The 24,423-nt window shown below is 69.8% G+C and carries 25 protein-coding genes; 12 read left to right on the plus strand and 13 right to left on the minus strand.

The annotated features are described in order from the left end of the window. The first annotated feature begins 71 nt into the window (after positions 1–71). From AW274_RS07830 to AW274_RS07840, 3 genes are all read left to right on the plus strand, one after another. Positions 72–1,436, plus strand: coding sequence for a TrkH family potassium uptake protein (locus AW274_RS07830; protein ID WP_062430414.1), 1,365 nt, complete (start codon positions 72–74; stop codon positions 1,434–1,436). Continuing rightward, positions 1,429–2,088 (plus strand): potassium channel family protein, encoded by a 660-nt coding sequence (locus AW274_RS07835; protein WP_198169089.1) that lies wholly within the window; start codon positions 1,429–1,431, stop codon positions 2,086–2,088. Before AW274_RS07830 ends, AW274_RS07835 begins: the two co-directional genes overlap by 8 nt. 111 nt (positions 2,089–2,199) lie before the next feature. Further along, positions 2,200–3,360: an esterase-like activity of phytase family protein gene (locus AW274_RS07840; protein ID WP_062430415.1), complete on the plus strand. Its 1,161-nt coding sequence runs from the start codon at positions 2,200–2,202 to the stop codon at positions 3,358–3,360. Here the strand turns inward: AW274_RS07840 and AW274_RS07845 are convergent. Both AW274_RS07845 and AW274_RS07850 read right to left on the minus strand, forming a co-directional pair. Then, positions 3,351–4,634 (minus strand): ArsB/NhaD family transporter, encoded by a 1,284-nt coding sequence (locus AW274_RS07845; protein WP_062430416.1) that lies wholly within the window; start codon positions 4,632–4,634, stop codon positions 3,351–3,353. The two genes, AW274_RS07840 and AW274_RS07845, sit on opposite strands and share 10 nt — an antisense overlap. A gap of 125 nt (positions 4,635–4,759) precedes the next feature. Beyond that, a complete protein-coding gene (locus AW274_RS07850) occupies positions 4,760–5,251 on the minus strand; it encodes a CBS domain-containing protein (RefSeq protein ID WP_232320032.1) in 492 nt (163 codons plus the stop codon). A gap of 135 nt (positions 5,252–5,386) precedes the next feature. On the opposite strand from AW274_RS07850, the gene AW274_RS07855 reads away from it, so the two are divergent. Further along, a complete protein-coding gene (locus AW274_RS07855) occupies positions 5,387–6,316 on the plus strand; it encodes a sensor histidine kinase (RefSeq protein WP_062430417.1) in 930 nt (309 codons plus the stop codon). Continuing rightward, positions 6,313–6,957, plus strand: coding sequence for a response regulator (locus AW274_RS07860; protein WP_062430418.1), 645 nt, complete (start codon positions 6,313–6,315; stop codon positions 6,955–6,957). Before AW274_RS07855 ends, AW274_RS07860 begins: the two co-directional genes overlap by 4 nt. Here the strand turns inward: AW274_RS07860 and AW274_RS07865 are convergent. The 6 genes from AW274_RS07865 to AW274_RS07890 form a co-directional block, all read right to left on the minus strand. Then, positions 6,932–7,468, minus strand: a complete 537-nt coding sequence (locus AW274_RS07865) for a hypothetical protein (RefSeq protein WP_062430419.1) — start codon at positions 7,466–7,468, stop codon at positions 6,932–6,934. The two genes, AW274_RS07860 and AW274_RS07865, sit on opposite strands and share 26 nt — an antisense overlap. Before the next feature lie 41 nt (positions 7,469–7,509). Continuing rightward, positions 7,510–8,403, minus strand: a complete 894-nt coding sequence (locus tag AW274_RS07870) for a GlxA family transcriptional regulator (RefSeq protein WP_062430420.1) — start codon at positions 8,401–8,403, stop codon at positions 7,510–7,512. Next, positions 8,400–8,927 carry a cysteine hydrolase family protein gene (locus AW274_RS07875; RefSeq protein WP_062431784.1) on the minus strand — a complete coding sequence of 176 codons (528 nt, stop codon included), beginning with the start codon at positions 8,925–8,927 and terminating at the stop codon, positions 8,400–8,402. Before AW274_RS07875 ends, AW274_RS07870 begins: the two co-directional genes overlap by 4 nt. 70 nt (positions 8,928–8,997) lie before the next feature. Next, the gene (locus tag AW274_RS07880; RefSeq protein WP_062430421.1) at positions 8,998–9,723 is read right to left on the minus strand and encodes an amino acid ABC transporter ATP-binding protein; all 726 of its coding nucleotides are present in this window, start codon (positions 9,721–9,723) and stop codon (positions 8,998–9,000) included. Beyond that, on the minus strand, positions 9,720–10,568 hold the full coding sequence (locus AW274_RS07885; protein ID WP_062430422.1) for an amino acid ABC transporter permease: 849 nt from the start codon (positions 10,566–10,568) through the stop codon (positions 9,720–9,722). Before AW274_RS07885 ends, AW274_RS07880 begins: the two co-directional genes overlap by 4 nt. Further along, positions 10,565–11,428, minus strand: a complete 864-nt coding sequence (locus AW274_RS07890; protein ID WP_062430423.1) for an ABC transporter substrate-binding protein — start codon at positions 11,426–11,428, stop codon at positions 10,565–10,567. The genes AW274_RS07885 and AW274_RS07890 overlap by 4 nt, the downstream gene beginning before the upstream one ends. Positions 11,429–11,644: 216 nt before the next feature. On the opposite strand from AW274_RS07890, the gene AW274_RS41150 reads away from it, so the two are divergent. Then, positions 11,645–12,991, plus strand: coding sequence for a hypothetical protein (locus tag AW274_RS41150; RefSeq protein WP_198169090.1), 1,347 nt, complete (start codon positions 11,645–11,647; stop codon positions 12,989–12,991). After that, complete coding sequence (locus tag AW274_RS07900) at positions 12,988–14,406, plus strand: hypothetical protein (RefSeq protein WP_062430425.1); 1,419 nt, start codon at positions 12,988–12,990, stop codon at positions 14,404–14,406. The genes AW274_RS41150 and AW274_RS07900 overlap by 4 nt, the downstream gene beginning before the upstream one ends. Here AW274_RS07900 and AW274_RS07905 read toward each other — a convergent pair. Further along, positions 14,348–15,310: a zinc-binding alcohol dehydrogenase family protein gene (locus AW274_RS07905; protein WP_062430426.1), complete on the minus strand. Its 963-nt coding sequence runs from the start codon at positions 15,308–15,310 to the stop codon at positions 14,348–14,350. The genes AW274_RS07900 and AW274_RS07905 overlap by 59 nt on opposite strands. 119 nt (positions 15,311–15,429) lie before the next feature. On the opposite strand from AW274_RS07905, the gene AW274_RS07910 reads away from it, so the two are divergent. Next, entirely contained in the window at positions 15,430–16,581 is a 1,152-nt protein-coding gene (locus tag AW274_RS07910) for an AbeC-like domain-containing protein (protein WP_062430427.1), read from the plus strand. Here the strand turns inward: AW274_RS07910 and AW274_RS07915 are convergent. Further along, complete coding sequence (locus AW274_RS07915) at positions 16,559–16,900, minus strand: winged helix-turn-helix transcriptional regulator (protein WP_369408615.1); 342 nt, start codon at positions 16,898–16,900, stop codon at positions 16,559–16,561. The two genes, AW274_RS07910 and AW274_RS07915, sit on opposite strands and share 23 nt — an antisense overlap. Before the next feature lie 154 nt (positions 16,901–17,054). Here AW274_RS07915 and AW274_RS07920 point away from each other — a divergent pair, with 154 nt between their 5' ends. Beyond that, entirely contained in the window at positions 17,055–18,380 is a 1,326-nt protein-coding gene (locus tag AW274_RS07920) for an MFS transporter (RefSeq protein WP_062430429.1), read from the plus strand. Here AW274_RS07920 and AW274_RS07925 read toward each other — a convergent pair. After that, complete coding sequence (locus AW274_RS07925) at positions 18,377–20,674, minus strand: phosphoketolase family protein (protein ID WP_062430430.1); 2,298 nt, start codon at positions 20,672–20,674, stop codon at positions 18,377–18,379. The two genes, AW274_RS07920 and AW274_RS07925, sit on opposite strands and share 4 nt — an antisense overlap. Before the next feature lie 40 nt (positions 20,675–20,714). On the opposite strand from AW274_RS07925, the gene AW274_RS07930 reads away from it, so the two are divergent. The 3 genes from AW274_RS07930 to AW274_RS41160 are packed head-to-tail and all read left to right on the plus strand — an operon-like array spanning position 20,715 to position 23,225. Then, entirely contained in the window at positions 20,715–21,755 is a 1,041-nt protein-coding gene (locus AW274_RS07930; RefSeq protein ID WP_062430431.1) for an acetate/propionate family kinase, read from the plus strand. A 43-nt stretch (positions 21,756–21,798) separates the two neighbouring features. Next, positions 21,799–22,365: a hypothetical protein gene (locus AW274_RS41155; RefSeq protein WP_062430432.1), complete on the plus strand. Its 567-nt coding sequence runs from the start codon at positions 21,799–21,801 to the stop codon at positions 22,363–22,365. Beyond that, positions 22,362–23,225 carry a PrsW family intramembrane metalloprotease gene (locus AW274_RS41160; RefSeq protein ID WP_062430433.1) on the plus strand — a complete coding sequence of 288 codons (864 nt, stop codon included), beginning with the start codon at positions 22,362–22,364 and terminating at the stop codon, positions 23,223–23,225. The genes AW274_RS41155 and AW274_RS41160 overlap by 4 nt, the downstream gene beginning before the upstream one ends. On the opposite strand, the gene AW274_RS07945 is transcribed toward AW274_RS41160, so the two are convergent. Together AW274_RS07945 and AW274_RS07950 are read right to left on the minus strand one after the other, a co-directional pair. Further along, entirely contained in the window at positions 23,169–23,813 is a 645-nt protein-coding gene (locus AW274_RS07945; protein ID WP_062430434.1) for a pentapeptide repeat-containing protein, read from the minus strand. The two genes, AW274_RS41160 and AW274_RS07945, sit on opposite strands and share 57 nt — an antisense overlap. 30 nt (positions 23,814–23,843) lie before the next feature. Continuing rightward, positions 23,844–24,374, minus strand: a complete 531-nt coding sequence (locus AW274_RS07950) for an EF-hand domain-containing protein (RefSeq protein ID WP_062430435.1) — start codon at positions 24,372–24,374, stop codon at positions 23,844–23,846. Positions 24,375–24,423: the final 49 nt, after the last annotated feature.

Genomic DNA, 24,423 nt, shown 5'->3' on the forward strand with positions numbered 1-24,423 from the left:
ATCCACCCTAACCCGGTGGTTGCTGTTAGCGTGGGGGCCGATCACGCCGTGCTCCCGAAGGCGTTTGTCCAATGGCTGGGTTGTTAACGGCGCGACGCGTCCGCCGACCGTCGATCTTTCACCATCCCGCTCGTGTCGTCGTCGGCGGGTTCGGGTTCGCGATCCTGGTCGGCACCCTGCTGCTGTCGCTGCCGATCGCCACGACGTCCGGCACCTCCCCGGGGCTGATGCCGGCCCTGTTCACCGCCACCTCGGCGGCCTGCGTGACCGGCCTGGTCATGGTCGACACCGCGGCCCACTGGTCGGTGTTCGGCGAGATCGTGATCGCCGCGCTCATCAAGATGGGCGGCCTCGGCATCATGACCCTGGCCACCCTGTTCACGGTCCTGATCGCGCGGCGGCTGAAGCTGCGCACCCAGATGATCGCGCAGGTGGAGACCCGTGCGATGAACATGAGCGACGTGCGGCGGGTGGTCCGCAACGTCGTGCTGTTCAGCCTCTTCTGCGAGACCGTGGCGGGCACGATCCTGACCGTCCGGTTCGTCGTCTCCTACGACGAATCGGTGCTGCGCGGCGCCTACCTGGGCTTCTTCCACTCGATCTCGGCGTTCAACAACGCCGGGTTCGCCCTCTGGCCCGACGGCCTGATGAGGTTCGCCACCGACCCGTGGATCTGCCTGACGATCGCGATCGCGGTCATCGTCGGCGGGCTGGGCTTCCCCGTCGTCTTCGAGCTGGTGCGGATCTGGCGGCACCCGGGCCGCTGGTCGGTGCTGACCCGGATCACCCTGTTCGTGACGACGATCCTGCTGGCCGGCGGCACGCTCGTCTTCCTGTCGGCCGAGTGGCACAACCCGAAGACGCTGGGCGCGCTCGACGACCCCGGCAAGCTGCTGGCGGCGTTCTTCACCGCCGTGATGCCCCGGTCGGGCGGCTTCAACAGCATCGACATCGCCTCGATGGAGCCGTCGAGCTGGCTGGCGACCGAGTTCCTGATGTTCATCGGCGGCGGCAGCGCGGGCACGGCCGGCGGCATCAAGGTGACCACGTTCGGGCTCATCATCCTGATCGTCTGGGCCGAGATGCGCGGCGAGAACCACGTCAACGTCGGCCATCGCCGCCTGTCGTCGTCGGTGCAGCGGCAGGCGATCGTCATCACGGCGATGAGCGCGGCGCTGGTGGCGGTGTCGACGTACGTGCTGCTGGTGATCAGCCCCCACCCGCTGGGCGAGGTGCTGTTCGAGGTCGTGTCGGCCACCGGCGTGGTCGGCCTGTCGACCGGCATCACGGCTGATCTGCCGCAGGCGGGGCAGGTGCTGCTGCTGATCCTGATGTTCATCGGGCGCATCGGGCCCCTGACCCTTGGCTCGGCGCTGGCGCTCAAGGAACGCACGCGCCGATACGAACTTCCCGAGGAGCGTGTGATCGTTGGCTGACAAGAGCGACGCCGTCGTGGTGATCGGCCTGGGCCGGTTCGGGAGCTCGCTGGCTCTCGAACTCACCCGCCGCGGCACCGAGGTGCTGGCCATCGACAACAACGCCAAGACCGTGCAGCACCTGGCCGGCAGCATCACCCACGTGGCGACCGCCGACGCGACCGACCTCGAGGCGCTGCGCCAGCTCGGCGTGCCCGACTTCTACCGGGCCGTGGTCGCGATCGGCACCGGCCTGGAGGCGAGCATCCTGACCGCCGCCCTCCTGGTCGAGATGGAGATCGAGGACATCTGGGCCAAGGCCATCACCAAGCAGCACGGCCAGATCCTGCGCCGCATCGGCGTCCACCACGTGGTCTTCCCCGACAACGACATGGGCGAGCGGGTGGCCCGGCTGGTGAGCGGGCGCATGCTCGACTACATGCAGGTCGACGACGACTTCGCATTGTGCAAGACCCGCCCGCCGCGCGAGTACGTCGGCCGGCCCCTCGGGGAGTCGAACCTTCGGCGCAAGTACGGGGTCACGGTGGTGGCCGTGAAGAGCCCGAACGAGGATTTCACCTACGCGACCGCCGAGACCGAACTCACCTACGGCGACGTGATCCTGATCTCCGGCCGAACCGACGACGTGGAGCGCTTCGCCGAGCTCCCGTGAGTTCTCAGCGGAAGGTCAAGGAAGCCTCCCACCAGGCGGGATACGCGTGACTTGTGCCGACGTACGCGATCTCATGACCCCGATCGAACTGTTCGGGGGACGAGGAGAATCGTGCGACACCATCTTGCCCGGATCGCCCTGGTGGCCATGGCCGTGGTCGGCCTGGCCCAGCCCGCGATGGCCGCCGACCGGCCGGACTTCCGGATCACCCGGTTCCTCGGTGAGCAGCGGTTGCCGCACCTGACCCAGGTCGAGGGCACCACGTTCGGCGGGATCTCCGGGATCGACCGCGACCCGGCCACCGGGACCTGGTATTTCATCTCCGACGACCGCTGGCGCTACCAGCCGGCCCGCTTCTACACCGGCAAGCTCGACATCAACAAGCGGACCGGCGAGTTCCGCGGGGTGTCGCTCGACAGCGTCTACACCCTCAAGCGGCCCGACGGGTCTCCCTACCCCGCCTACGCGCAGCCCGATTCGGCCGACCCCGAGAGCATTCGCTGGGACCCGCTGACCCGCAAGCTGGTCTGGTCGAGCGAGGGTGACCGGCCCGACCCGCAGAACACCGCCATCCCGCTGTCGCAGCAGTTCATCCGCTGGGTCAACCGGCAGGGCGAGCACGTGCGCGGCCTCCAGCTGCCCGGCAACCTGCTGCTGACCGACGAGAACCGGGGGCCGCGCCGCAACTTCGGCATCGAGGGCCTGACGCTGACCAAGCGCCGGATCACCGCGATCGTCGAGGGTCCGCGCTTCGAGGACGGCACCCCGCCGGCCGTCGACGGCGGCGCCCCGGCCCGGATCACGGTGTGGAACCGCGAGGGCCGGGTGCGCGGCCAGTACGCCTACCCGATCGAGAAGCTGCCCGCCGCCCCGATCCCGCCGACGGGCGCCACCGACAGCGGCGTCTCCGAGCTGCTGGCCATCGACGACCACCGCTACCTCGCGCTGGAGCGGTCGTGGATCGAGGGCGTCAACTACCGGGTGCGGCTCTACGAGATCGACCTGCGCGGCGCGACCGACATCCTGAACCGCGACAGCCTGATGACCCGCATGTTCTACCGGCCGGTCCGCAAGACGCTGGTGCTCGACATCAACCGTCCCGAGCCGACCCAGAACCTCGAGAGCCTGGCCTGGGGCCCGCGCCTGAAGACCGGTGAGTGCACCCTGGTGATCGGCTCCGACGACAACTTCTCCGCCGAGGAGTCGACCCAGTTCCTCCTGTACGCCGCCAAGGGCTGCCCCGTGGCGCACAGCAGGGACCGTCAGAAGTAGCGCAACCAGATGTAGGCCCACGCCATGGTCGTGCTCAGCAGGGTCACCACGATTCCGTACCGGGTGAACTGCCAGAACGAGATCGGGTTGCCCGTCCGGGCGGCGATGCCGATCGCGACCACGTTGGCGCTGGCCGCGACGGCCGTGCCGTTGCCCCCGAAGTCGGCGCCGAAGGCGAACGACCACCAGAGGGCCTGCGAGGTCTGCGGGTCGGGGGCGGCGGCGGCCATGCCCTCGACGACGGGGGCCATCGTGGCGACGTACGGAATGTTGTCGAAGAACGCCCCCAGCACGGCCGAGCCGAAGAGCAGTGACGTGGCGGCGGCGAAGTGGTTCTGGCCGAAGAGGTCCACGGTCCACTCGCCGATCGCCCGGATCGCCCCGGTGTGGGAGAGGCCGGCGACCATCACGAACAGGCCCATGAAGAAGACCAGCGTGGGCCATTCGACCTCTTTGAGCACGTCGGAGAGGTCGACCTTGGTGACCAGCAGCATGACGCCGGCGCCCACCAGGGCGACGATCGACGGCTGGACGTGCACGACCGCGTGCAGGCCGAAGGCGACGACCACGCCGGCCAGCACCGCCAGCGACTTGATCAGCAGCCGCTTGTCGGTGATCGCGCGTTTCTCCTGCAGCGCCATCACGGCCGCGACGTGCTCGGGGTGGTACTCGAAGGACTTGCGGAACAGCGGATAGGTGAGCAGCACGAACGCCGCGAAGATCACGACGACGGCGGGGGCCATGTGGATCAGGAAGTCGTTGAAGGTCAGGCCCGCACGGCTGCCGATGATGATGTTGGGCGGGTCGCCGATCAGGGTGGCCGCGCCGCCGATGTTGGACGCGAGGATCTCGGCGATCAGATAGGGCTGCGCGGGAATGCGCAGCCGGTTGCAGACCATCACCGTCACCGGCGCGACCAGCATGATCGTGGTGACGTTGTCGAGGAACGGCGAGGCGACGGCCGTGATGGCCATCAACATCACCATCAGCCGGTAGGGCCGTCCGAGTGAGCGTTTCGCCGCCCAGATGGCCAGGTAGTCGAACAGGCCGGTCTGCTTGACCACCCCGACGATGACCATCATGCCGAGCAGCAGGAAGATGACGTTCCAGTCGACGCCGGAGTGCTCGGAGAAGAACACTTCCGCTCCGGGCGCGAAGCCGAGGACGGTCATGACCCCGGCGGCGATGAGAACGACCTTGACCTTGTTCGCCTTCTCCGTGGCGATGAAGTAGAACGCGATCACGAAGACGAGCAGGGCGAGGATTGCGCTCATCCCGGCCTGACCAGCGGAACCGTGGGCATGCGAAAACGACCTCCGAGCAGGTGAGGGGTTGGACGCCGGCGGGGACCGCCCGCACAGTCGCGGCCGCCGGCGCCCAAGTCAGAAAAGGTCAGGCCTCAGATGGACAGGCTGATCAGCAGTCGTTCGAGCGTGATCGCGCCATGGAGTGTGCCGTCGTCGCGGACCACCGCCACCAGCGGGCTGCGGGCCCGCGCCATCAGCGCGGCGATCTCCAGCAGCGTCGCCCCCATCGGGACGGTCACGGGTCGGGCCACGGGTTTGGGCAGGCAGTCGCCCACGGTCAGGTTGCCGATCTCCTGCCAGAACACATCGGCGTGGGTCTCATCCAGCGTCCGCGCCAGGGCGGGGTCCTCGTGGATGCTCAGCGGTATCGCGAGCCGGAGCACCTGGGTGCCCGGCAGCACCGTCCAGGGCCGGGATTGCCCGTCGACCACGATGAGGCCGGGGAGCCGGTTCAGGACCATGATCCGAACCGCGCGGACGACCGAATCGGTCGACGTCACGGTCGGCAGGGTCGCAGCGATGTCGCGCGCTTGCATGTCACCATCCACTCGCGCCGGACGGTAGGGCGCGTAGGTTTCGGTCACGGCCTGTCACCTCCGGAGTTAGGAACTCCTTTAGTCTTCCCTGCACCCCTTTGTCCGGCTATGGGGTCTGACACCCATCTTCGGGGCTGCGCAGCCTGCATAGACAGAACGGACAAGCCTTGCCAACCTGGAACCATGGGGCCCTTGTTCTGGCGACTGTGCGTGATCAACGGCGCGGTGTTCACGGTCGGCACGCTCGCGCTGGCGTTCTCCCCCGCCACCGTGTCGTCGCCGATCCTGCTCCGCGAGATCCTGGTGCTGGGGGCCGGGCTGGCCATCATCCTGATCACCAACGCGCTGCTGCTGCGCCGCAGCCTCGCGCCGCTGACCACCCTCACCGCGCTCATGCACCGCGTCGACCTGCACACCCATGACCGGGCCGTCGACCGGGGCAACGGCGACCTGACCTACCTGATCGACTCGTTCAACACCATGCTCGAACGGCTGGAGACCGAACGCTCGTCGGCCAGCGCGCACGCCCTGGCCGCCCAGGAGAACGAACGCCAGCGCATCGCCCGCGAACTGCACGACGAGATCGGCCAGAGCCTCACCGTGGCGCTGCTCGGCCTGAAACGCGTCGCCGACCGCGCCCCCGCCGAACTGTCCGAGGAGCTGCAACTGGTCAGGGACACCGTCCGGGGCAGCCTCGACGAGGTCCGGCAGGTCGCCCGGCGGTTGCGCCCGGGGGTGCTCGAAGACCTCGGCCTGCACAGCGCGCTGACCGCGCTGACCACCGACGTCGCCCCCGCCGTCGACGTGATCCGCCGCATCGAGGCGCTGCCGCCGCTCGCCCCCGAGGTCGAACTCGTCATCTACCGCATCGCCCAGGAGAGCCTCACCAACGTGGTGCGCCACTCCAAGGCGTCGTCGGTACGCCTGTCGCTCCGCCCCCAGGGCGCCGACCTGGTCCTGAAGATCACCGACGACGGAATCGGCGGCGTGCGTGCCGAAGGAGCCGGAATGCGGGGTATGCAGGAACGGGCGCTGCTGATCGGCGCCCGCCTGACCGTGACGTCGGTGCGGGGCACCGAGGTCACGCTAACCATACCCGGGGTGATCGGATGACGCGGATCCTGCTGGCCGACGACCACGCGCTGGTGCGCCGGGGGGTGCGGCTGATCCTCGACGCCGAACCCGACCTGGAGGTCGTCGCGGAGGCCGCCGACGGCGCGGAGGCCGTCGACGCCTGCCGGAACGAGGACGTCGACCTGGCCGTCCTCGACATCGCGATGCCCCGGATGACCGGCCTCCAGGCCGCCAGGGAGATCTCCAAGCGCTGGCCCGGGGTCCGCATCCTGATCCTGTCGATGTACGACAACGAGCAGTACTTCTTCGAGTCGCTCAAGGCCGGCGCGTCGGGCTACGTGCTGAAGTCGGTCGCCGACCGCGACCTCATCGAGGCCTGCCGGGCCGCCGTACGCGGCGAGCCGTTCCTCTACCCGGGCGCGGTCACCGCGCTGATCCGCGACTACCTCCACCGGCACCGCCGGGGCGAGGCGCTGCCCGACCAGATCCTCACGCCGCGCGAGGAGGAGATCGTCAAGCTGATCGCCGAGGGGAACTCGGCGAAGGCCATCGCCGAGACCCTGGTGATCAGCCCGAAGACGGTCGACCGCCACCGGGCCAACATCCTGGCCAAGCTGGGCATGAGCGACCGGCTCGACCTGACCCGCTACGCGATCAGGGCCGGTCTGATCGAGCCGTGATCGACCTCTCGTCGAGCCAGACGGCGTAACGCCACGGGGCACGGCCGGAGAACTCGATGAAACCGGTCGCCACCGCACCGAGACCCGCGAAAGCGAAGATCACCGCAAGGGTCATCGTCGGGGGGATGTCCGGGTTCCAGATGTTCACCTGGTCCGGGGACGACCCGCTCACCAGATAGAGGATCTTCCGCTGCTCGCCCAGCCGTGCTTCCGGGAGCTTCTTGGTGCTCCCCACCTTGAGCACGCCGTCGGCGGTCGTGAAGGCGACGTACATCATCCGGCCTTCGATCGCGCTGATCGTCCCGGTCGCGGGCCTGCCGTAGGTGGGCCCGTACCAGTCGACGTAGAAGCCGGCGGCGGCGCCCCCCAGGAAGAAGAGACCTAAGAGCACGATCGCGATGCCCCGGGGACGGTGGTGCGCCGGAGGGCGGACGTCGCGCGCCTCGGCGTTCACCTTGGCGAGGGCCTCGTGGTATTCGGCTAAACCGGCGTCTCTGTCGAACGTCGCCATGGCGCCTCGCCCCTATTGAAGATCACCCCATTCGTTCGGATTTACCCGGCTTGCACCGGGCGGAAACGGGAACGCAGGCGGCGCAGCATGCGGGCGTCGTCGAAGCCCGCCTCTCTCGCCGCCGTCTCCACCGTCGTCCCGTGGCCGATCAGGTGTTCGGCGTGTTCCATGCGGAGCGCCTGCTGGTAGCGCAGCGGGGTGAGGCCGGTGGCGCGGGTGAACAGCCGGGTCAGGGTGCGTGCGCTGACGCCCGCGTGGGCGGCCAGGCGGGCCAGCGGCAGGGGTTCGGTGAAGCGGGTGTCGATCAGGTCCTGGACCTGGTGGACGGTGTCGTCGAGGTGGTCGCGGTGCCGGAGCATCGTGCTGGCCTGGGGTTCGGCGCCGTTGCGGCGGGTGTAGACGACCATCTGGCGGGCCACCTGCGCGGCCCTGGCCGGGCCGTGGCGGGTGGCGACGACGTGGAGGGCCAGGTCGACGCCGCTGGCGATGCCGGCCGAGGTGATGACGCGGTCGTCCACGGTGAACAGCACGTCGCGGACCACGGTCGCGCCGGGGTGGCGGCGGGCCAGGTCGTCCTGGAGGTCGTGGTGGGTGGTGCAGCGGCGGCCGTCGAGCAGACCGGCCGCGCCGAGCGCACGGGCGCCCGCGCAGACGCTCGCGACCACGCCGCCCGCCTCGTGGTGGCCTCGGAGGTGGGCGAGCAGGCGGTCGGAGAGTTCGGCCTCGCCGCGCCAGCCGGGCACCACGACCAGGTCGTCCACGCCCAGAGCAGGCCACTCCCGCCCGGCCACGACGGGCAGGCCCTGGGCGCTGGTGACCTGCGGGCGGTCGGCGACGTAGGCCAGGCGGTAGCCGGCCGTGTCGAAGACCTGCGCCGGACCGGCCAGGTCGAGCAGGTGCACGCCGTCGACCAGGGCGAAGACGACCAGGGTCATACCAGCTCTGACACCGTCGCGATGCGGGCGAAGCGGTCGCGGAGCACGGCCTCGGTACGGGCGACGATCTCCTCGGGGGAGAAGCCGCCGACCCCGTCGGTGGTGGTCGCGTCGGTCACGAAGACGACCTGATAGCCCAGGTCGGAGGCCAATCGGGCGGTGGTCTCCACGCACTGCTCGGTCCGGATCCCGCACACCACCAGCTCCCGAACACCGGCCTCGACGAGCCGCTGCTGGAGGTTGGTCGTGGTGAACGCGTTGTGCGAGGACTTGTGCAGGATCGGCTCGCCGGCCACCGGCTGGTCGAGCTCGGCCAGCAATTTCACGTGACCGGAGAGCGGGTCGAACACGCCGCCGCTGCCCTCTTCGGCGTGCAGCACCCACACGACGAGGTCGCCGTTCGACCGTGCGGCCCGGACCAGCCGGTTCACCGGGTCGAAGATCTTCGGGTTGCCGATCTGATCCCACTCGGGCCGGGCGCGGAAGGATTCCTGGACATCGATGACGACGAGGGCTCGACTCATGTCCACCAGTCTGACCTCGCCGAACACCGGGAGACCAGACCGGATCGGGTCCAGGGCCGGACCGATCCGGTCACGTGCGCGACAGGAACTCGCGGGTGCGCGGGTGCTTCGGCGCGCCGAAGATCTGGTCGGGGTGGCCGCGCTCCAGCAGCACCCCGTCGGCCAGGAAGCAGACCGTGTCGGCGATGTCGCGGGCGAAGCCCATCTCGTGCGTGGCCAGGATCATCGTCATGCCCGACTCCTTGAGCTCACGGATCACCCCGAGCACCTCGTTGACCAGCGTCGGGTCGAGCGCCGAGGTCACCTCGTCGAGCAGCAGCAGCCGGGGCTGCGTCGCGATGGCCCGGATGATCGCCACCCGCTGCTGCTGGCCGCCGGACAACCGGTCGGGGTAGTCGCGCGCCTTCGACTCCAGCCCGAACCGGGTCAGCAGCTCGCGCGCCTGCTCCTCGGCCTGCGCGCGGCCCACGCCGTGCACCTTCCGGGGGGCGAGGGTGATGTTGTCGAGCACGCTCATGTGCGGGAACAGGTTGTACGCCTGGAAGACGATCCCGATGCGCTTCCGCACGTCATCGGGGTCGGCCCGGACGTCGGTGATCTCAACGTCGTCGAGCGTGATCGCGCCGTCGTCGACGGTCTCCAGCAGGTTCACGCAGCGCAGCAGGGTCGACTTCCCCGAGCCGGACGCCCCGATGAGGCAGACGACCTCGTGCGTGTCGACGGCGAGATCGACGCCCTTGAGGACCTCGTGCTCCCCGTACCGCTTCCAGACCCCGTCGATCGTGAGGAGGGTCATGTCGCGCCTCCGCGCTGACGTGCCGCGCGGGCGGCCAGGTGGTCGGTGAAGCGGGCCATCGGCACCGTGAGCGCCACGAACAGCAGCGCGGCGGCGACGTAGGACGTGTAGTTGAACTTGTCGTACGCGTAGATCTGCGCCTGCCGCAGCGCCTCCAGCGGACCGAGCGTCGCGACGAGCGCGGTGTCCTTCTGGAGCGACGCGAAGTCGTTCAGCAGCGGCGGAACCACCCGGCGGACGGCCTGCGGGACGACGACGTACCGCATCGTCTGCCCGTGCGACAGCCCGAGCGACCGCGCGGCGGACCGCTGACTCGGGTGGATCGAGTCGATCCCCGATCGGAACACCTCGGCGACGAAGGAGGTGTACGACAGGATCAGCGCGATCGTCCCGAGCACCACCGGATCGTTCGGCGCCCCCTGGAGCCGGAGCGCCGGGACGCCGAACCCGATCAGAAAGATCAGCAGCAGGACCGGGATGCCGCGGAAGATGTCGGTGTAGAGCGCGGCCAGCGCCCGGAGCGGGAAGAACACCGGCGACCGCAGCCCGCGCAGCAGCGCCACCCCGAGCCCGAGCAGCAGGATGACCGGCTCGGCGATCAGGAAGATCGTCACGTTGAGCAGGAACCCACGCAGGACGTCCGGCAGCGAGGCGACCAGGGCGTCCCAGTTGAAGAACTTCTCCTGAACCACGGGCCAGCCGGGTGAGGCGCGCAGCCCGACGACGACCAGGACGACCACGACGACCGTCGAGATCGTCGCCGCCGACACCGACCGCCGTGCCCGGGCCTTGAGGAGTTTCTCGCGCTCCTTCTGGCGGTCGCTCTTGACCCAGGTGGTCGTCACGACAGTTCGGGTGCGCCTGCGGCCGAGGTCAGCCACTGCTGTTCGATCGCGGCCAGCTCACCGGAGGACTTCATCCCGGCCAGCGCCTTGTTGACGCAGCTCACGAGGGTGTTGTCCTTCTCGAAGAGCAGCCCGAACTGCTCGGGCGTACCGCCGGAGGCGGCGAACTGCCCGACGATCTTCGACCCTTCGACCTGCGCGGCGGTGACGTAGAACGCGGTCGGCAGGTCGACCACGATGGCGTCGATCTGCTCGTTCTTCAGCGCGTTGACGGCGTCGATCTGCTGGTTGAAGACGCTCGGGTCCTGACCGGGCTGGATGACCTCGCGCACGGCGCTCAGCGCGGTCGTGCCGACCTGGACGCCGATCTTCGCGTCCTTGAGCGCCGCGAGATTGGCCGCCGAGGCGAACTTCGAGTCGCCGAGCGTCACGACGGCCTGCTTGACCGTGTAGTAGCCGTCGGAGAAGTCGACCGCCTTGGCCCGCTCGGGCGTGATGGAGATCTGGTTGATGTCGAAGTCGAACTTCTTCGGACCGGGCGCGAACGAGGAGTCGAACGGCACGGTCTCCCAGACGACCTCCTGCGGCGTGAACCCGAGCCCCTTGGCGACGGCCGCGGCGACCGCGCCCTCGAAGCCCTGGCCGTTGGCGGGGTCGTCGTCCTTGAACCAGGGCTCGTAGGCCGGCTTGTCGGTCCCGATGGTCAGCTTGCCGGGCGTGATGAGCTTGAGGCTCTCCTTGGCGCACGCGTCGGCGGCCGGAGCCGCCGTGCCGGGCGCCGCCGCCGGGGTCTCCACGGGAGCGCAGGCGGTCGCGAGGATGAGCACACCGGCCGCCAGGACTAGCGAGGAACGGTGCATAGGGAGCCTCCGGGGTCGAACGTGACTAACCCCCAGATGATGTCGGAAATGTCCGACCTCGGCAAATACCCGGAACCGTTCCGATGTGGTCACAGACTGTCTGCGAAATCCTTTCGCGATCTCCGAGGTGGGCGCGGCGCATCGGCGTACGTACGATCCGATCCCAAAACGATCACGGGTATCGGTTTCGAACGGTTTGGCGCGTTCCCTTAAGGAGTGCGGCATACGTGGATCGGCCAGCCCCTGACCGTGCTGGCCCTGGTCGTTCTCGTCGTCAACGACCACGTGCTGAAACACGCCTGGCCCGGCTTCGTGACCGGCAAGCTGAGCGACGTCGCCGGGCTCGTCCTCTTCCCCGCGCTGCTCGACCTCCTGGTCGGGCGCGCGAAGATCTCCATAGCCGTCACCGGCGTCGGGTTCACGCTGGTCAAGACGACCGCGACGGGCGCGTGGCTGGCCTCGGAAGCGTGGACGGCCGTCTGGGGGCCGTCGCGGGTGCTGGCCGACCCGACCGACCTGCTGGCGCTGCCCGCGCTCTGGGCGGCCTGGTGGGCGTACCGGCATCCGGTGTCCGTGCACAAGGCGGTGGTGTTCCTCGTCGTGCCGCCCGCCGTGCTGGCGGTGGCCGCGACGAGCGCGGCGCCGTTCGACTGGCCCTACACCGCCTATGCCGTCGAGAAGGCCGGGGGCGAGATCGTCGTGCACACCCGGGGCGGCTACGGCATGGGCAACGACCTGATCTCCTACCGCACCCGCGACGGGGTCGCCTGGAACACGTGGATCCAGCACGAGCGGGTCGAGCCGGTGGCCCGCGACTGCCACGGCACGGCCTGCTACCGGGTCGTGCCCGGCCATCTGCGCGTCCAGGAGATCCGGGACGGGCGGTGGACGACCGTGTGGGAGATCCCCGACGAGGAGCGCGACCGGCTGATCCGTCTCCACCCCGACCCCCCGTTCGGCCACCCCGAACCGACGGAGTCGCTGGCGGTGGCAGTGACCGAACGGCTGCTGGTGGTCGCCAACGGCACCGACGGGATCGCCCTGCGGGACGCCCGGGGCACCTGGCACCGGCTCGGCGTCGGACCCGATGGCCTGGACGCGGCCACCGCGGTGCCGCTGACCACGCCGGGCCGATACGACGTGACCGAACTCGTGGCCCAGGCGGTGCTGGTCGCCGGGTTGGCAGCGCTGGTCGCCGGCGCCCGCAGCCGGGTGGTGCTGATCGGCGGCGGGATCGTGCTGCTCTTCGGCCTGCGAGTCGGCCTGGGCATGGTCAAGGGGAATCTGGGTTTCCTCGGGGCACCCCCCGCACTCATGTTCATGGTGCTGGGAACCGGACTGCTGGGCTGGGGTTTCACCCGGGCCGCGCCGTCATGGCGGCTGCTCGTGGTGAGCCTGGTCGCCGGCTTGCTGACGGGGCTCGCGGTGCTGGCCCCCTACACCGCCTGGAGCATGGGCGGCCTCGACTTCTACGCCGACGCCGACCGGACCGCGCTGGTCGCCTTCATCGTGGCGACGGCGGCGGGCATGGTCGCCGGATTCCTGACGGGCAGGCAGCGATGAGACGGACCAGCTGGATCGGCCACCCCCTGACCGTGCTGGCCCTGGTGGTCCTGGTCGTCAACGACCACCTGCTGAAACACACCTGGCCCGGGGTCGTCACCGGGAAGCTGAGCGACGTCGCCGGCCTGATCCTGCTGCCCGCCGTGCTCGACCTGGTGCTCCGCCGGCCCGCGCTCTCCATCGCGGTCACCGGCGTCGGGTTCGCCTTCGTCAAGGCCACCGCCACCGGGGCCTGGCTGGCCTCCGAGGCGTGGTCGCTGGCGTGGGGGCCGTCGGTGATCCTCGCCGACCCGACCGACCTGCTCACCCTGCCCGCCCTGTACGTCGCCTGGCACGCCTCCCGGCACCCGGTGCCCGCGGGCAGGACCGTGGTCATGCTGCTGACCCCCGCCGCCGTGCTCGCGATCACCGCGACGAGTCCCGAGTTGCCCTACGTGCCGCCCATGGCCTACGCCACCGAGGTGCGCGACGGGGCGATCATCGTCCACCTCAAGAGCGACGACCGCTACTCGGACCACGCTTACCTGACCCGCGACGGGCGCACCTGGGAGGAGTGGAAGTTCACCGGCTCGCCCATCCCGGCGGCCTCCTCATGTGTGGGCGAGCACTGTTTCCGCGTCGTCCCTGGACGGCTGAAGGTCATGGAGTCGGCGGGCGGCGGAACCTGGACGACCGCGTGGGAGCTCTCCCCCGAGGTACAGGACCGGCTCTTCCGGGCCTATCCGCCCGAACGGCCAGAAGACCGGCAGCCGGTCGAGTCGCTCAGCGTCTCGGCGATCCCGGGCGTGGTCGTCGTCGCCAACGGAGCCGACGGGGTCGCGGTCCGCGACGCCTCCGGGACCTGGAGCAGGGTCGGCATCGACGACTACGAGCTCGATCCGGCCGCGGCGGTGTCCGTCGACGCCCTCGGCCGCTACGACGACCTCCTCCCGACGAACGCGTTGTTGATCGCGGTCATCGTCGGGCTCTACGCGCTCGCAACGGGCGTGCGCACGATCGGGTTCACCGCCGGCATGGCCGTCGGATGTGTGGCCGCGTGGTACTGGCTGGCGCCCCGGACGGAGTTCTGGGACATCGTGTCGGAGGGATACGCGCCGCCGCTCTACCCCGATGTGGGACTCGTGATCGTCGGGTTGTTGCTCCCCCCGACCGCCTTCTGCCTGATGGCGTTCTTCGCCATCCTGGCCCGGCCGCCCCTGTGGATCCTGCCGGTCGGCCTGGCGGCGGGCGGGCTGACCTGGCTCGCCATCATGGCTCCGTTCCAGGCGTGGAGCGTGGGATGGATCCCGACCTACGCCCAGGCCTCGGTGGTGGCCGTGGTGCTCGGCACGGTGGTCGGGGCGTCGGCGGTCTGGGTCACGCGGTGGTACTCAACACCGCGGCCCCATGTATCCGGTCGCCCGCCAGGTCCCTGAGCGCCCGGTCGGCCTGGTCGAGCGGGTAGGGCGTGGTCTCGACGGTGAGCGGGTGGGCGGCGGCGAAGTCCAGGAAGGCGCGGCCGTCGGCACGGGTGTTGGCGGTCACCGAGCGCAGGTCGCGCTCCTGGAACAGGTGCCGGTCGTAGTTCAGCGGCGGGATGTCGGTCAGGTGGATGCCCGCGACGGCGAGGGTGCCGCCCCGGTCGAGGGCTTCGAGCGCGACCGGCACCAGGTCGCCGACCGGCGCGAACAGGATCGCGGCGTCGAGCTTCTCCGGCGGCTGGTCGTAGGCGCCGCGGGCGGAGGCCGCGCCGAGTTCGAGGGCGAGCCGCCGGGCCTCCTCCGCCCGGGTCAGCACGTGGACCGTCGCCCCCTGCGCGATGGCGACCTGCGCGGTCAGGTGGGCCGACGCGCCGAAGCCGTAGACGCCGAGCCGCCCGCCGGGAGGCAGTTCGGCCCGGAGCAGCGACCGGTAGCCGATGATCCCGGCGCACAACAACGGCGCGAGTTTCCCGGCCGGATAGTCGTCGGGCAGCGGATAGACGTAGTCGCGCGGCGCGACGAGATATTCGGCGTAACCGCCGTCGGCGTCCCATCCCGTGTACGTCGAATTGGGGCACAGATTCTCGTCGCCGCGCCGGCAGTGACGGCAGGTCCCGTCGGTCGACCGCAACCACGCCACCCCGACGCGTTCACCGGTGCCGACGACCCGTCCGACCGCCTCGTGGCCGGGCACCGTACGCGGCCGGTGCACGTCGAGGTCGCCCTCGAGAAGATGCAGGTCGGTCCGGCACACGCCGCACACCTCGACCCGCACGAGCACCTCACCCGGCCCCGGCTCCGGGACCGGCAGACGGGTGGCCTCCAGGGTGCCCGGCCGGGCCACCACCCAGGCGTTCATCTCCACCCGTCCGACGATAGGCGGCACCCCGCAAGGAATTGACAAAAGGTAGCCAATAGCCGCATTTGATGGCAGACAAATTGAATACCCGCCCTCTTACTGGTGCTGTGGCCACATTCATGTCGAACACGACGCGTCATCTCTGCGCGGCCGGATATCTCGACACCCGGTTCCGCGAGGCGGTCCTCCGGGAACTGAACCGTGACCCCTACCGGGGCGTGGCCCCCTCGGCCGGCGACTTCGACGTGGTCCCGGTGGTGCGGCACTGCCTGCGGGCGCGGCGGTTGATGGCGTACCGGGATCTGCTCGTCTCTCTCGTGATCGCGGCCGGGATGGTGCTCGACTTCTGGCGGATGGTGAGCTGGCTCGTCGTGCTGGGCGGGTTCGTCTGGTTCCGGCACTCCCGCCGGGGCGGCCCGGTCGTCGTCATGTGCCTCGGGGTGCTGCTGATGGTCAAGGTGCCGTGGCTGGAGGCGCTGGTCAGCGGCCAGCCGGTCGACCTGGGCACGATGCCGGTCGGCATGTCGGCGATCACGCTCACGCTGGTCGTGGTGGCCGGGTTCCGGGTCGGCTCGGGGGTGATCCTGGCGAAGCGCCTGCGGGCCGGGGCGGCGACGCCGCCGATCGACGACCCGAGGCTCGACTACCTCGACCGCGCCCAGTACGGCAACCTCACGCTGGCGAAGCGGGCGTTCATCGGCTGGGGCGAGGTCAGGGAGACCTGGCCCTCGCCTGGCCTCGAACCCCCCGAGGGCACCGACGTGTTCGTCGCGCCGGGGGTGCTGGAACCCGGCTCACCGCTGCTCGGCCACGCCCGCCCGGTGATCGAGGTGACCGAGGGCGCCCGCTGCTACCGGCGGGTGGTGCTCCAGGACGACGAGATCATCGTCACCGCGTTCCTGCGCGCCGACGGCCCCTACGGCGAGGTGGTCGTGACCGTGCTGCCGCCGGTGGCCGACGCCTACCGGCTGGCCGACCTGCTGCCGCGCGGCCCGCTGAAGATCGCCCGCAGCTCGTTGTCGATCCGCCGGGAGGAGCTCGCCGTGGACGTCCTGCTCGCGCCGCTGCGCCTGTGCCGTCTCCTCGCGCCGAAGGCCCGCAGGCCCGACGTCGCCTACGACTACGGCGCCCGGTTGTCGGTCCGGGAACTGGGCGCCGGACCGCTCACCTGCCTGCAGGAACTCGACGTGCAGCGGCAGATCACGCTGCTGAGGGAGCGGCTGCGGCCGCGCACGGTGCTGACCCAGATCATCCCGGAGAAGATCCACTGACCACGCGGTCGTAGTTCTCGCGGGCCGCGGCGATCTGGGTCTGGTGGGCCTCGGTCCAGGTCACCAGGGCCTGGATCGTCTCGTGCAGGCTCTCGCCGAGCGTGGTCAGCTCGTAGTCGACCCGGGGCGGCACGACGGGGAAGACGGTGCGCTTGACCAGGCCGTCGCGTTCGAGGTGGCGCAGGGTGCGGGCGAGCATGCGCTGGCTGATGCCGTCGATCTCGCGCTTCAGCTCGGTGAACCGCATCGTCTTGTTGTCGAGCAGCGCGATCACCAGCAGCGACCATTTGTCGGCGATGCGGTCGAGAATCTGCCGCACTTCGCAGTCTTCGCGGCTGTCCCATTGGAAAGCGTCGTAGTCAGAGCCGGTATCTCCACAGTGACCGGGTGTCAAAAAAGTCCCGTCTTCCATAGCTGGCAATGGTTACTCAGGATGGAGTCGCTTACAAGAGGTAACCGACTCAGGGGGACACATGCGCACGTGGGGTGTGCTTTTCGTGCTGTGCGGGACGATTTTCATGGAAGGCGTCGACGTCGCCCTGCTGAACGTCGCATTGCCGGCGATCAGGGCCGACCTCGGCCTTTCGACCGGGGTGCTGAGCGGGGTGGTGTCGGCGTACGTGCTCGGGTTCGGCGGGTTCATCCTGCTGGGCGGGCGGGCCGCCGACATGCTGGGCCGACGGCGGATGTTCCTGCTCTGGCTGGGGATCTTCGTGGTCTTCAGCGGGCTGGGCGGGCTGGCGACCGAGGGGTGGATGCTGCTGCTGGCGCGGTTCATGACCGGGGTGGCGGCGGCGTTCATCGCGCCGGCCGGGTTGTCGCTGATCACGACCAACTTCGCCGAGGGCACGTTACGCAACCGGGCCCTGATCATCTACGGCGCGGTCGGCGGCGCCGGATACTCGCTCGGCATGGTCACCGGGGGCGTGCTGACCACATTCGGCTGGCGGTGGGTGTTCTTCGCGCCGGTCATCTTCGCCTCGCTGCTGCTCGCGGCGGCGATCCCGCTGATCCGCGACCACGGCGACCGCGTCGAGGGCCGCTTCGACCTCGCCGGGGTGTTCACCGTGACCGGCGCGATGTTGCTGCTCATCTACGGGGTGGTCCGGCTGGAGCGGCCCGACCTGTGGGCGGTGCCGATCTTCGCCGCCGCGTTCGGGCTGGTCGCCGCGTTCGTCGCCATCGAACGCCGGGCCGCCCATCCGCTGCTCCGCCTCGGGCTGCTGAAGACCGGCACGATCGCCCGCACCAACCTCAGCGCGGTGCTGTTCATGGTGGCGTTCTCGGCGTTCCAGTTCCTGGTCACCCTGCACCTGCAGGAGGAGCGCGGCTGGTCGACGCTGGAGACCGGGCTGATCATGGCGACGATGGGGGTCGACGCCATCCTCGGGCCGACGGTCACCCCGTGGCTGATCAGGAAGTACGGCACGGTCCGGGTGATCTTCGCGGGGGCTGGCGTCGGGGCGGTGGCGTACCTGCTGTTCCTGCCCACCGGCATCGATCAGGCGGCGCTGGTCATGCTGCCCGCGCTGCTGCTCGTCGGGGTGGCGTTCGCGCTGGCCTACGGGCCCTACACGATCGCCGCGACCGACGGGGTGGCCGACCGGGAGCACGGCGTGGCCGGCGGGCTGTTCTACTCGTGCGCCCAGTTCGGCATGGCCCTGGGGATCTCGGCCGCCACCGCCGTCTACGCGACTGGGTCGCTGCACGCCGCTCTGTTCATCCCCGTGGTCGGGGCGGCCCTGGCCGGGGTGCTGGTGCTCTCCCGGCGGCCGGTTCCGGTGCTCGAACCGGCCTAGAACGTCCAGTCGCGGATCTCGGGCGCGTCCTCCCCGTGTTCACGGGTGTGCGCACGCGCCCGCAGGCGCGCGTCGGTCATCTCCTGGCGGAGGGCGGCGTACCGGACCCCGAGCCCTTCCACTCGGTCGATCACGTCTCTGACCAGGTGGAAGCGGTCGATTCCGTTGAGCATGGCCATGTCGAAGGGGGTCGTGGTGGTGCCCTCCTCGCGGTAGCCGCGCACGTGGAAGTTGTCGTGGCCGTGCCGTTTGTAGGTCAGCCGGTGGATCAGCCACGGGTAGCCGTGGAAGTTGAAGATGACCGGCCGGTCGGTGGTGAACAGGGCGTCGAACTCGGCGTCGGGCAGGCCGTGGGGGTGTTCCCCGGGCGGCTGGAGGCGCATCAGGTCGACGACGTTGATGACGCGTACCCGCAGGTCGGGCAGTTTCTCCCGGAGCAGCGAGACGGCGGCGAGCGTCTCCAGCGTCGGGACGTCGCCCGCGCAGGCCAGCACCACGTCGGGCTCCTGGCCCGCGTCGTTGGAGGCCCAGTCGATGATGCCCAGGCCCCGGGTGCAGTGGACGACCGCCTCCTCGCGGTCGAACAGGTCGAGCACCGGCTGCTTCCCGGCGACGACGACGTTGACGTAGTCGCGCGACCGGAGGCAGTGGTCGGCGACCGAGAGCAGCGTGTTGGCGTCCGGCGGCAGGTAGACCCGCACGACGCTCGCCTTCTTGTTCAGCACGACGTCGAGGAAGCCCGGATCCTGGTGGGTGAACCCGTTGTGGTCCTGCCGCCAGACGTGCGAGGAGAGCAGGTAGTTGAGCGAGGCCACCGGCCGCCGCCACGGGATCTCGCGGGCGGTGTCGAGCCACTTGGCGTGCTGGTTGAACATGGCGTCGACGATGTGGATGAACGCCTCGTAGCAGTTGAACAGCCCGTGCCGACCGGTCAGCAGGTAGCCCTCCAGCCAGCCCTGGCACAGGTGCTCCGACAGCACCTCCATGACCCGCCCGCCCGGCTGGAGGTTCTCGTCGGTCGGCAGCGTCGCCGCCTGCCACTCCTTGCCGGTCGCCTCGTAGACCGCCTGGAGCCGGTTCGACGCGGTCTCGTCGGGGCCCATCAGCCGGAACGAACGCGGGTTGGCCGCGATGACGTCGCGCAGGAACGTGCCGAGCACCTGCGTCGGCGAGGTCGACGCGGTGCCGGGCCGCTCGATCGCCACGGCGTAGTCGCGGAAGTCGGGCAGCACGAGCGGCCGGAGCAGTTCTCCCCCGTTGGCGTGCGGGTTGGCGCTCATGCGCTTCGGGCCCTTCGGCACCAGCCCGACGACCTCGGGGTAGGGCCGGCCCGTGTCGTCGAACAGCTCCTCGGGCTTGTACGACCGCATCCAGGCCGCCAATTGCTCCCGATGCCCGTCGTCGGTGCGGACCTCCGAAAGCGGCACCTGATGGGCCCGCCAGGTGCCCTCGACGGGCTTGCCGTCGACCTCCTTGGGCCCGGTCCACCCCTTCGGCGTCCTGAGAATGATCATCGGAAGGTGTTCCGGGCGGGTCGCGATCTCGTCGAACACGGCGTCGAGGGTGCTCGCCATCAGCGGGTGGACGACGTCGGGGTCGTCGCCCTCGACCACGTAGGGCCGGTAGCCGTAGCCCTCCATCAGCTTGGCCAGCTCGGCCGGGGGAATCCGGGCCAGGAACGACGGGTTGGCGATCTTGTAGCCGTTGAGATGCAGGATCGGCAGCACGACGCCGTCCTTGCGGGGGTGCCGGAACTTGTTCGAGTGCCAGCTCCCGGCCAGCGGCCCGGTCTCGGCCTCGCCGTCGCCGATCACGCAGGCCACGACCAGGTCGGGGTTGTCGAACGCGGCCCCGTAGGCGTGCGCCAGCGAGTAGCCCAGCTCACCGCCCTCGTGGATCGACCCGGGCGTCTCCGGGGCGGCGTGGCTGGGGATCCCGCCCGGGAAGGAGAACTGGCGGAACAGGCGGCGCATGCCGGCGGCGTCCTGCGAGACGTCGGGATAGAGCTCGCTGTAGGTGCCCTCCAGCCAGGCGTGCGCCACGGTCGCGGGGCCGCCGTGTCCCGGACCGGCGATGTAGATCATGTCCTGGCCGCGTTCGGTGATGATCCGGTTGAGGTGGGCGAAGACGAAGTTGAGGCCCGGGGTGGTGCCCCAGTGGCCAAGCAGGCGCGGCTTGATGTGCTCCGGTCGCAGCGGCTCGGTCAGCAGCGGGTTGTCGAGCAGATAGATCTGCCCGGCCGAGAGATAGTTGGCGGCCCGCCAGTACGCGGAGACCTGCTGGAGTGCATCCATTCGAGGTCTCTACCCGGCTTCGCGGGGAAGTGTCCTTGTCGTGAGAGTTCTGACGGTCAACGCCGGTTCGTCGAGTCTGCAGCTCCACCTCGTCTCCTCGGACGGCGACGTGCTCGCCAAGCACCACGTGGAGCAGGCCCCCACCTCGGCCGACGCCCTGCTGGAGTTCCTCGACGAGAAGCCCGACGCGATCTCCCACCGGCTGGTGCACGGCGGGCCGATCGTGCGCAAACCGGTCAGGGCCTCGGTGGAGCTGGTCGACCGGCTGTCGGAGATCTCCGACCTCGCCCCGCTTCATCTGCCCCCGGCGCTGAAGCTGATCAGGGCGTCGCTGGAGGCGCTGCCCGACGTGCCGCAGGTGCTCTGCCCCGACACCGCCTTCCACGCCGGCCTGCCCGACGTGGCGGCGACCTACCCGATCCCCGCCGACTGGCGCACCCGCTTCGGCCTGCGCCGCTACGGCTTCCACGGCCTCTCCTACGCCCACGCCCTCCGCCGGGCCGGCGAGCTGGTCGAGGCGTCCCAGCTGGTCATGTGCCACCTGGGCGGCGGCGCGTCGGTGTGCGCGGTGCGCGACGGCCGGTCGATGGACACCTCGATGGGCTTCACGCCTCTGGAGGGCGTGCCGATGAGCAAGCGGTCGGGCAGCGTCGACCCCGGCATGCTGCTGTGGCTCCTCGACGGGCGGCTCACCCTGGCCGAGCTCCGCGACGGGCTGGAGCGGCACTCCGGCCTGCTGGGCCTCTCGGACGGCTTCTCCGGCGACACCCGCGACCTGGTCGAGGCGGGCGACACGTTCACCCTCGACGTCTACTGCCACCGCGTCGCCCGCGAGATCGCCGCCGCCGCGACCTCGCTCGACCGACTCGACGCCCTGGTGTTCACCGGCGAGATCGGCTGGGACCAGCCGGAGGTGCGCGTGGGCGTCTGCCGCCGCCTCGGATTGCTGGGAGTGCGGGAGCCGGTGGGTGGCAACCGTACCGACGACGGCCTGATCAGCACCGATGGGGTGCCGGTCGTGGTCGTCGAGACCCGGGAAGAGCTCCAGCTCGCCCGCGAAGCAGGTTTTGTTCTGACGTAGCCGGTTATGAGTCGGGGCATCCCCCCTGGTCTTTAGGGGTCTCATGTCGCGCACCGGATGGCCCGGATCGATCGTGGTCCTGGTGATACTCGCGGTCTTGGCCATCGGCCTGCCGCTGGCGAACTCGGTCGTCGCCGACGGCGCCGTGCCGCTCAAGGCGGGCAGCGTCGTCGAGGTCGGCCAGGAGCTCGACGGCGGATCGCGCCCCATCTCCATGGTCGTGCCCGCCGGATGGGCGTTCGACGAGGGCGCGTCGTCGTTGTCGGAGTCGGTGTCGCTGGTCAGCGGCGGGGCGACCGTGCAGCTCGGCGTGATCGACGTCGAGGCGGCCACCCCGCAGGAGCTCTGGGCCGGCCAGCGCCTGATCTTCCAGGCGCAGGGCGTGCCCATCACGGCCGAGAGCCCCACCCCGATCACGACCACGCAGGGCGTGCCCGGCCTGGCCGGCATGATCACCGTGGACGACCACATCGGCACCCAGGCGGTCTTCGCCGCCCCCACGCAGGGCGCGAGCGTGCTGGTGGCCGGCGACCCGGCCGCCATCGCCTCCCGCAGCGACGACATCACCCAGATGATCGCCTCGATCCAGTTCGCCGGAGCCCCGCAGTGACCGGCCGCCCGGCCTTCTGGGTCTGGCTCCTCGGCGTCGTCATGGGCACCCTGCTCGTCTACACGACGCTCGTCCCGCAGGCCCGGGTGTTCACGGTCGGCGCCCTGATCGCGTTGTGCGTGCTGGTGCCGGTGCTGCTGGTCGCGTTCTGGTTGTTCACCCGCATCCGGCCGCTGCGCGCCGCGCCGATCGGCTATTCGTGGATGGCCCTGGCCTGGGGCGGCCTGGCCGCGTTCGGCGTCGCGTTCCTGGCCAACACCGCCTTCAACGCGATCCTCACCAAGACCACCACCCCGCTCTTCGCCGACCGCTGGGCCGACGCCATCGTCGCCCCGCTCGACGAGGAGACCGCGAAACTGGCCGGAGTCGCCCTGATCGCGCTGATCGCCCCCTGGGTCATGTCGGGTGCGCTGGCCGGATTCGGCTACGGCGCGATCGTCGGCCTGGCCTTCCAGATCGTCGAAGACCTCCTGTACGTCTTCAACACCATCATCGCGACCGGCGGCATCATGCAGAGCGGCGACACCGTCGAATCGTTGTTCGCCCGGCTGGTCTACTCGGCCTGGTGGAGCCACTGGGCCATGACCGCGGTCGCCGGAGCCGGCCTCGGCTACGCCATCGCGCGCACCGACCGCACCGCCGCGACGCGGGTCACCGTGGCCGTCTCGACCTGGATCCTGGCCATGCTGATGCACGCCTGGTGGGACTCGCCCCTGCTCCCCGACTCGACCTTCGCCAAGGGAATCCCGCTGCTGGTCATCGCGATCGTGGTGTTCATCGCGGCCCGGCACATGGACCGGCGGTCAATCGCGTACGGAGATCCCCAGCGAGTGAGCCATACGTGGGGCCAGGTCGAGTAGCTGGCTCATCGAGATCGTCGAGCCGCGCAGCGACTCAAGACCGCCGTCGATACCCAGACTGCGGGCCTGCCGGAAGTCGACCTTGGTGAGCTGCGCCTTGTCGAACCGGAGCTCCTCCAGCTCCGACCCCGGGAACGACACCTCCTTGAGGGTCGCCCCGGCGAAGTCGACCTCGCGCAGCAGGCAGTCTTCGAAGATGACGTTCCGCAACGTGGCCGACCGCAGGTTCACCGAGTCGAGCTTGCAGTTGTGGAAGGTCACCTGGTGGACCCGGGAGCCGAACATCGGCACGCCCGACATCGCGCTGGAGATCACCTCGACGTCGAACCAGTCGCTCTCGGCGAGGTTCACCCCGATCCACCGGACGGTGTGGAACCAGACGTCGTTGTAGCGGCTCCGGTCCATGCGGCTGTCGTTGATCGTGACCTGCTGGACCGCCGACTCCATGAACCGGGCGCCGACCGTGTTGACGTCGTCGAACGTGGCGTCACGCAGATGGACGCCGTCGTAGTCGCCCTCCCGTTCGAGGTCTCCGGTCAGGAGTTCGAGGTAGGGGGCGTAGGGGAGGTCTTCGAGTTCGCGCGGCATCGCGCCATTGTCGCAACCGGGTCTGTCATTTCAGCGGGCCGGCACATCGATCCGGCCGAAGACCAGCGACCCCGACGAGCGCTGGTCGTCGCCCGACCAGAACTCCGCCCACAGTTCGCCGAACTCCGAGCGCGACAGGTAGCCGTCGCCGTCGCCGTCGAGTTCGTCGAAGACGTCGTCGGTGTCGGTCGGCACGCCGGTCCAGCCCACGATCAGCTGGTTGTACTCGCGGGCCGAGATCTGCCCGTCGGCGTTGGCGTCGACCGCGTCGAACATCGACAGGGCCGTGGTGGCCATCGCGTGGGGCATCTCGTTGAGGCGGTCGACGATCACCATGACGTCGTCGAGGGTCACCCGTTCGTCGCCGTCGCGGTCGGCTGTGAGGAGGGTGGCCCACCAGTTCATCATGATCGCGTAGATGCGGCCCTTGGGCTGCCCCTGGATCGCCGCCCACCGGCTCGCCAGCGCCTCGAAGTCGGACTCGGTCAGGTAGCCGTCGCCGTCGACGTCCATCGCGCGGAAGACACCGGTGATCTTGCGGTACTGAAACTTGGTAGCCATCGGGCCACTCCCTTCACGGGTGGGGGGACCTTGATGGTCACCAACCCGG

Source organism: Herbidospora daliensis (assembly GCF_001570585.1).
Classification (GTDB): Bacteria; Actinomycetota; Actinomycetes; order Streptosporangiales; family Streptosporangiaceae; genus Herbidospora; species Herbidospora daliensis.

Excerpts from the sequence above, each read along its gene's own strand:
- AW274_RS07860 (WP_062430418.1), top strand. The coding sequence starts at position 6,313 with ATGACGCGGATCCTGCTGGCCGACGACCACGCGCTGGTGCGCCGGGGG.
- AW274_RS07830 (WP_062430414.1), top strand. The coding sequence starts at position 72 with ATGGCTGGGTTGTTAACGGCGCGACGCGTCCGCCGACCGTCGATCTTT.
- AW274_RS41155 (WP_062430432.1), top strand. The coding sequence starts at position 21,799 with ATGTCGCGCACCGGATGGCCCGGATCGATCGTGGTCCTGGTGATACTC.
- AW274_RS07880 (WP_062430421.1), bottom strand. The coding sequence starts at position 9,723 with ATGACCCTCCTCACGATCGACGGGGTCTGGAAGCGGTACGGGGAGCAC.
- AW274_RS07870 (WP_062430420.1), bottom strand. The coding sequence starts at position 8,403 with ATGACCCTGGTCGTCTTCGCCCTGGTCGACGGCGTGCACCTGCTCGAC.
- AW274_RS07945 (WP_062430434.1), bottom strand. The coding sequence starts at position 23,813 with ATGCCGCGCGAACTCGAAGACCTCCCCTACGCCCCCTACCTCGAACTC.
- AW274_RS07925 (WP_062430430.1), bottom strand. The coding sequence starts at position 20,674 with ATGGATGCACTCCAGCAGGTCTCCGCGTACTGGCGGGCCGCCAACTAT.
- AW274_RS07920 (WP_062430429.1), top strand. The coding sequence starts at position 17,055 with ATGCGCACGTGGGGTGTGCTTTTCGTGCTGTGCGGGACGATTTTCATG.
- AW274_RS07910 (WP_062430427.1), top strand. The coding sequence starts at position 15,430 with ATGTCGAACACGACGCGTCATCTCTGCGCGGCCGGATATCTCGACACC.
- AW274_RS07890 (WP_062430423.1), bottom strand. The coding sequence starts at position 11,428 with ATGCACCGTTCCTCGCTAGTCCTGGCGGCCGGTGTGCTCATCCTCGCG.
- AW274_RS07845 (WP_062430416.1), bottom strand. The coding sequence starts at position 4,634 with ATGAGCGCAATCCTCGCCCTGCTCGTCTTCGTGATCGCGTTCTACTTC.
- AW274_RS07855 (WP_062430417.1), top strand. The coding sequence starts at position 5,387 with ATGGGGCCCTTGTTCTGGCGACTGTGCGTGATCAACGGCGCGGTGTTC.
- AW274_RS07905 (WP_062430426.1), bottom strand. The coding sequence starts at position 15,310 with ATGAACGCCTGGGTGGTGGCCCGGCCGGGCACCCTGGAGGCCACCCGT.
- AW274_RS07865 (WP_062430419.1), bottom strand. The coding sequence starts at position 7,468 with ATGGCGACGTTCGACAGAGACGCCGGTTTAGCCGAATACCACGAGGCC.
- AW274_RS07900 (WP_062430425.1), top strand. The coding sequence starts at position 12,988 with ATGAGACGGACCAGCTGGATCGGCCACCCCCTGACCGTGCTGGCCCTG.
- AW274_RS07950 (WP_062430435.1), bottom strand. The coding sequence starts at position 24,374 with ATGGCTACCAAGTTTCAGTACCGCAAGATCACCGGTGTCTTCCGCGCG.
- AW274_RS07875 (WP_062431784.1), bottom strand. The coding sequence starts at position 8,927 with ATGAGTCGAGCCCTCGTCGTCATCGATGTCCAGGAATCCTTCCGCGCC.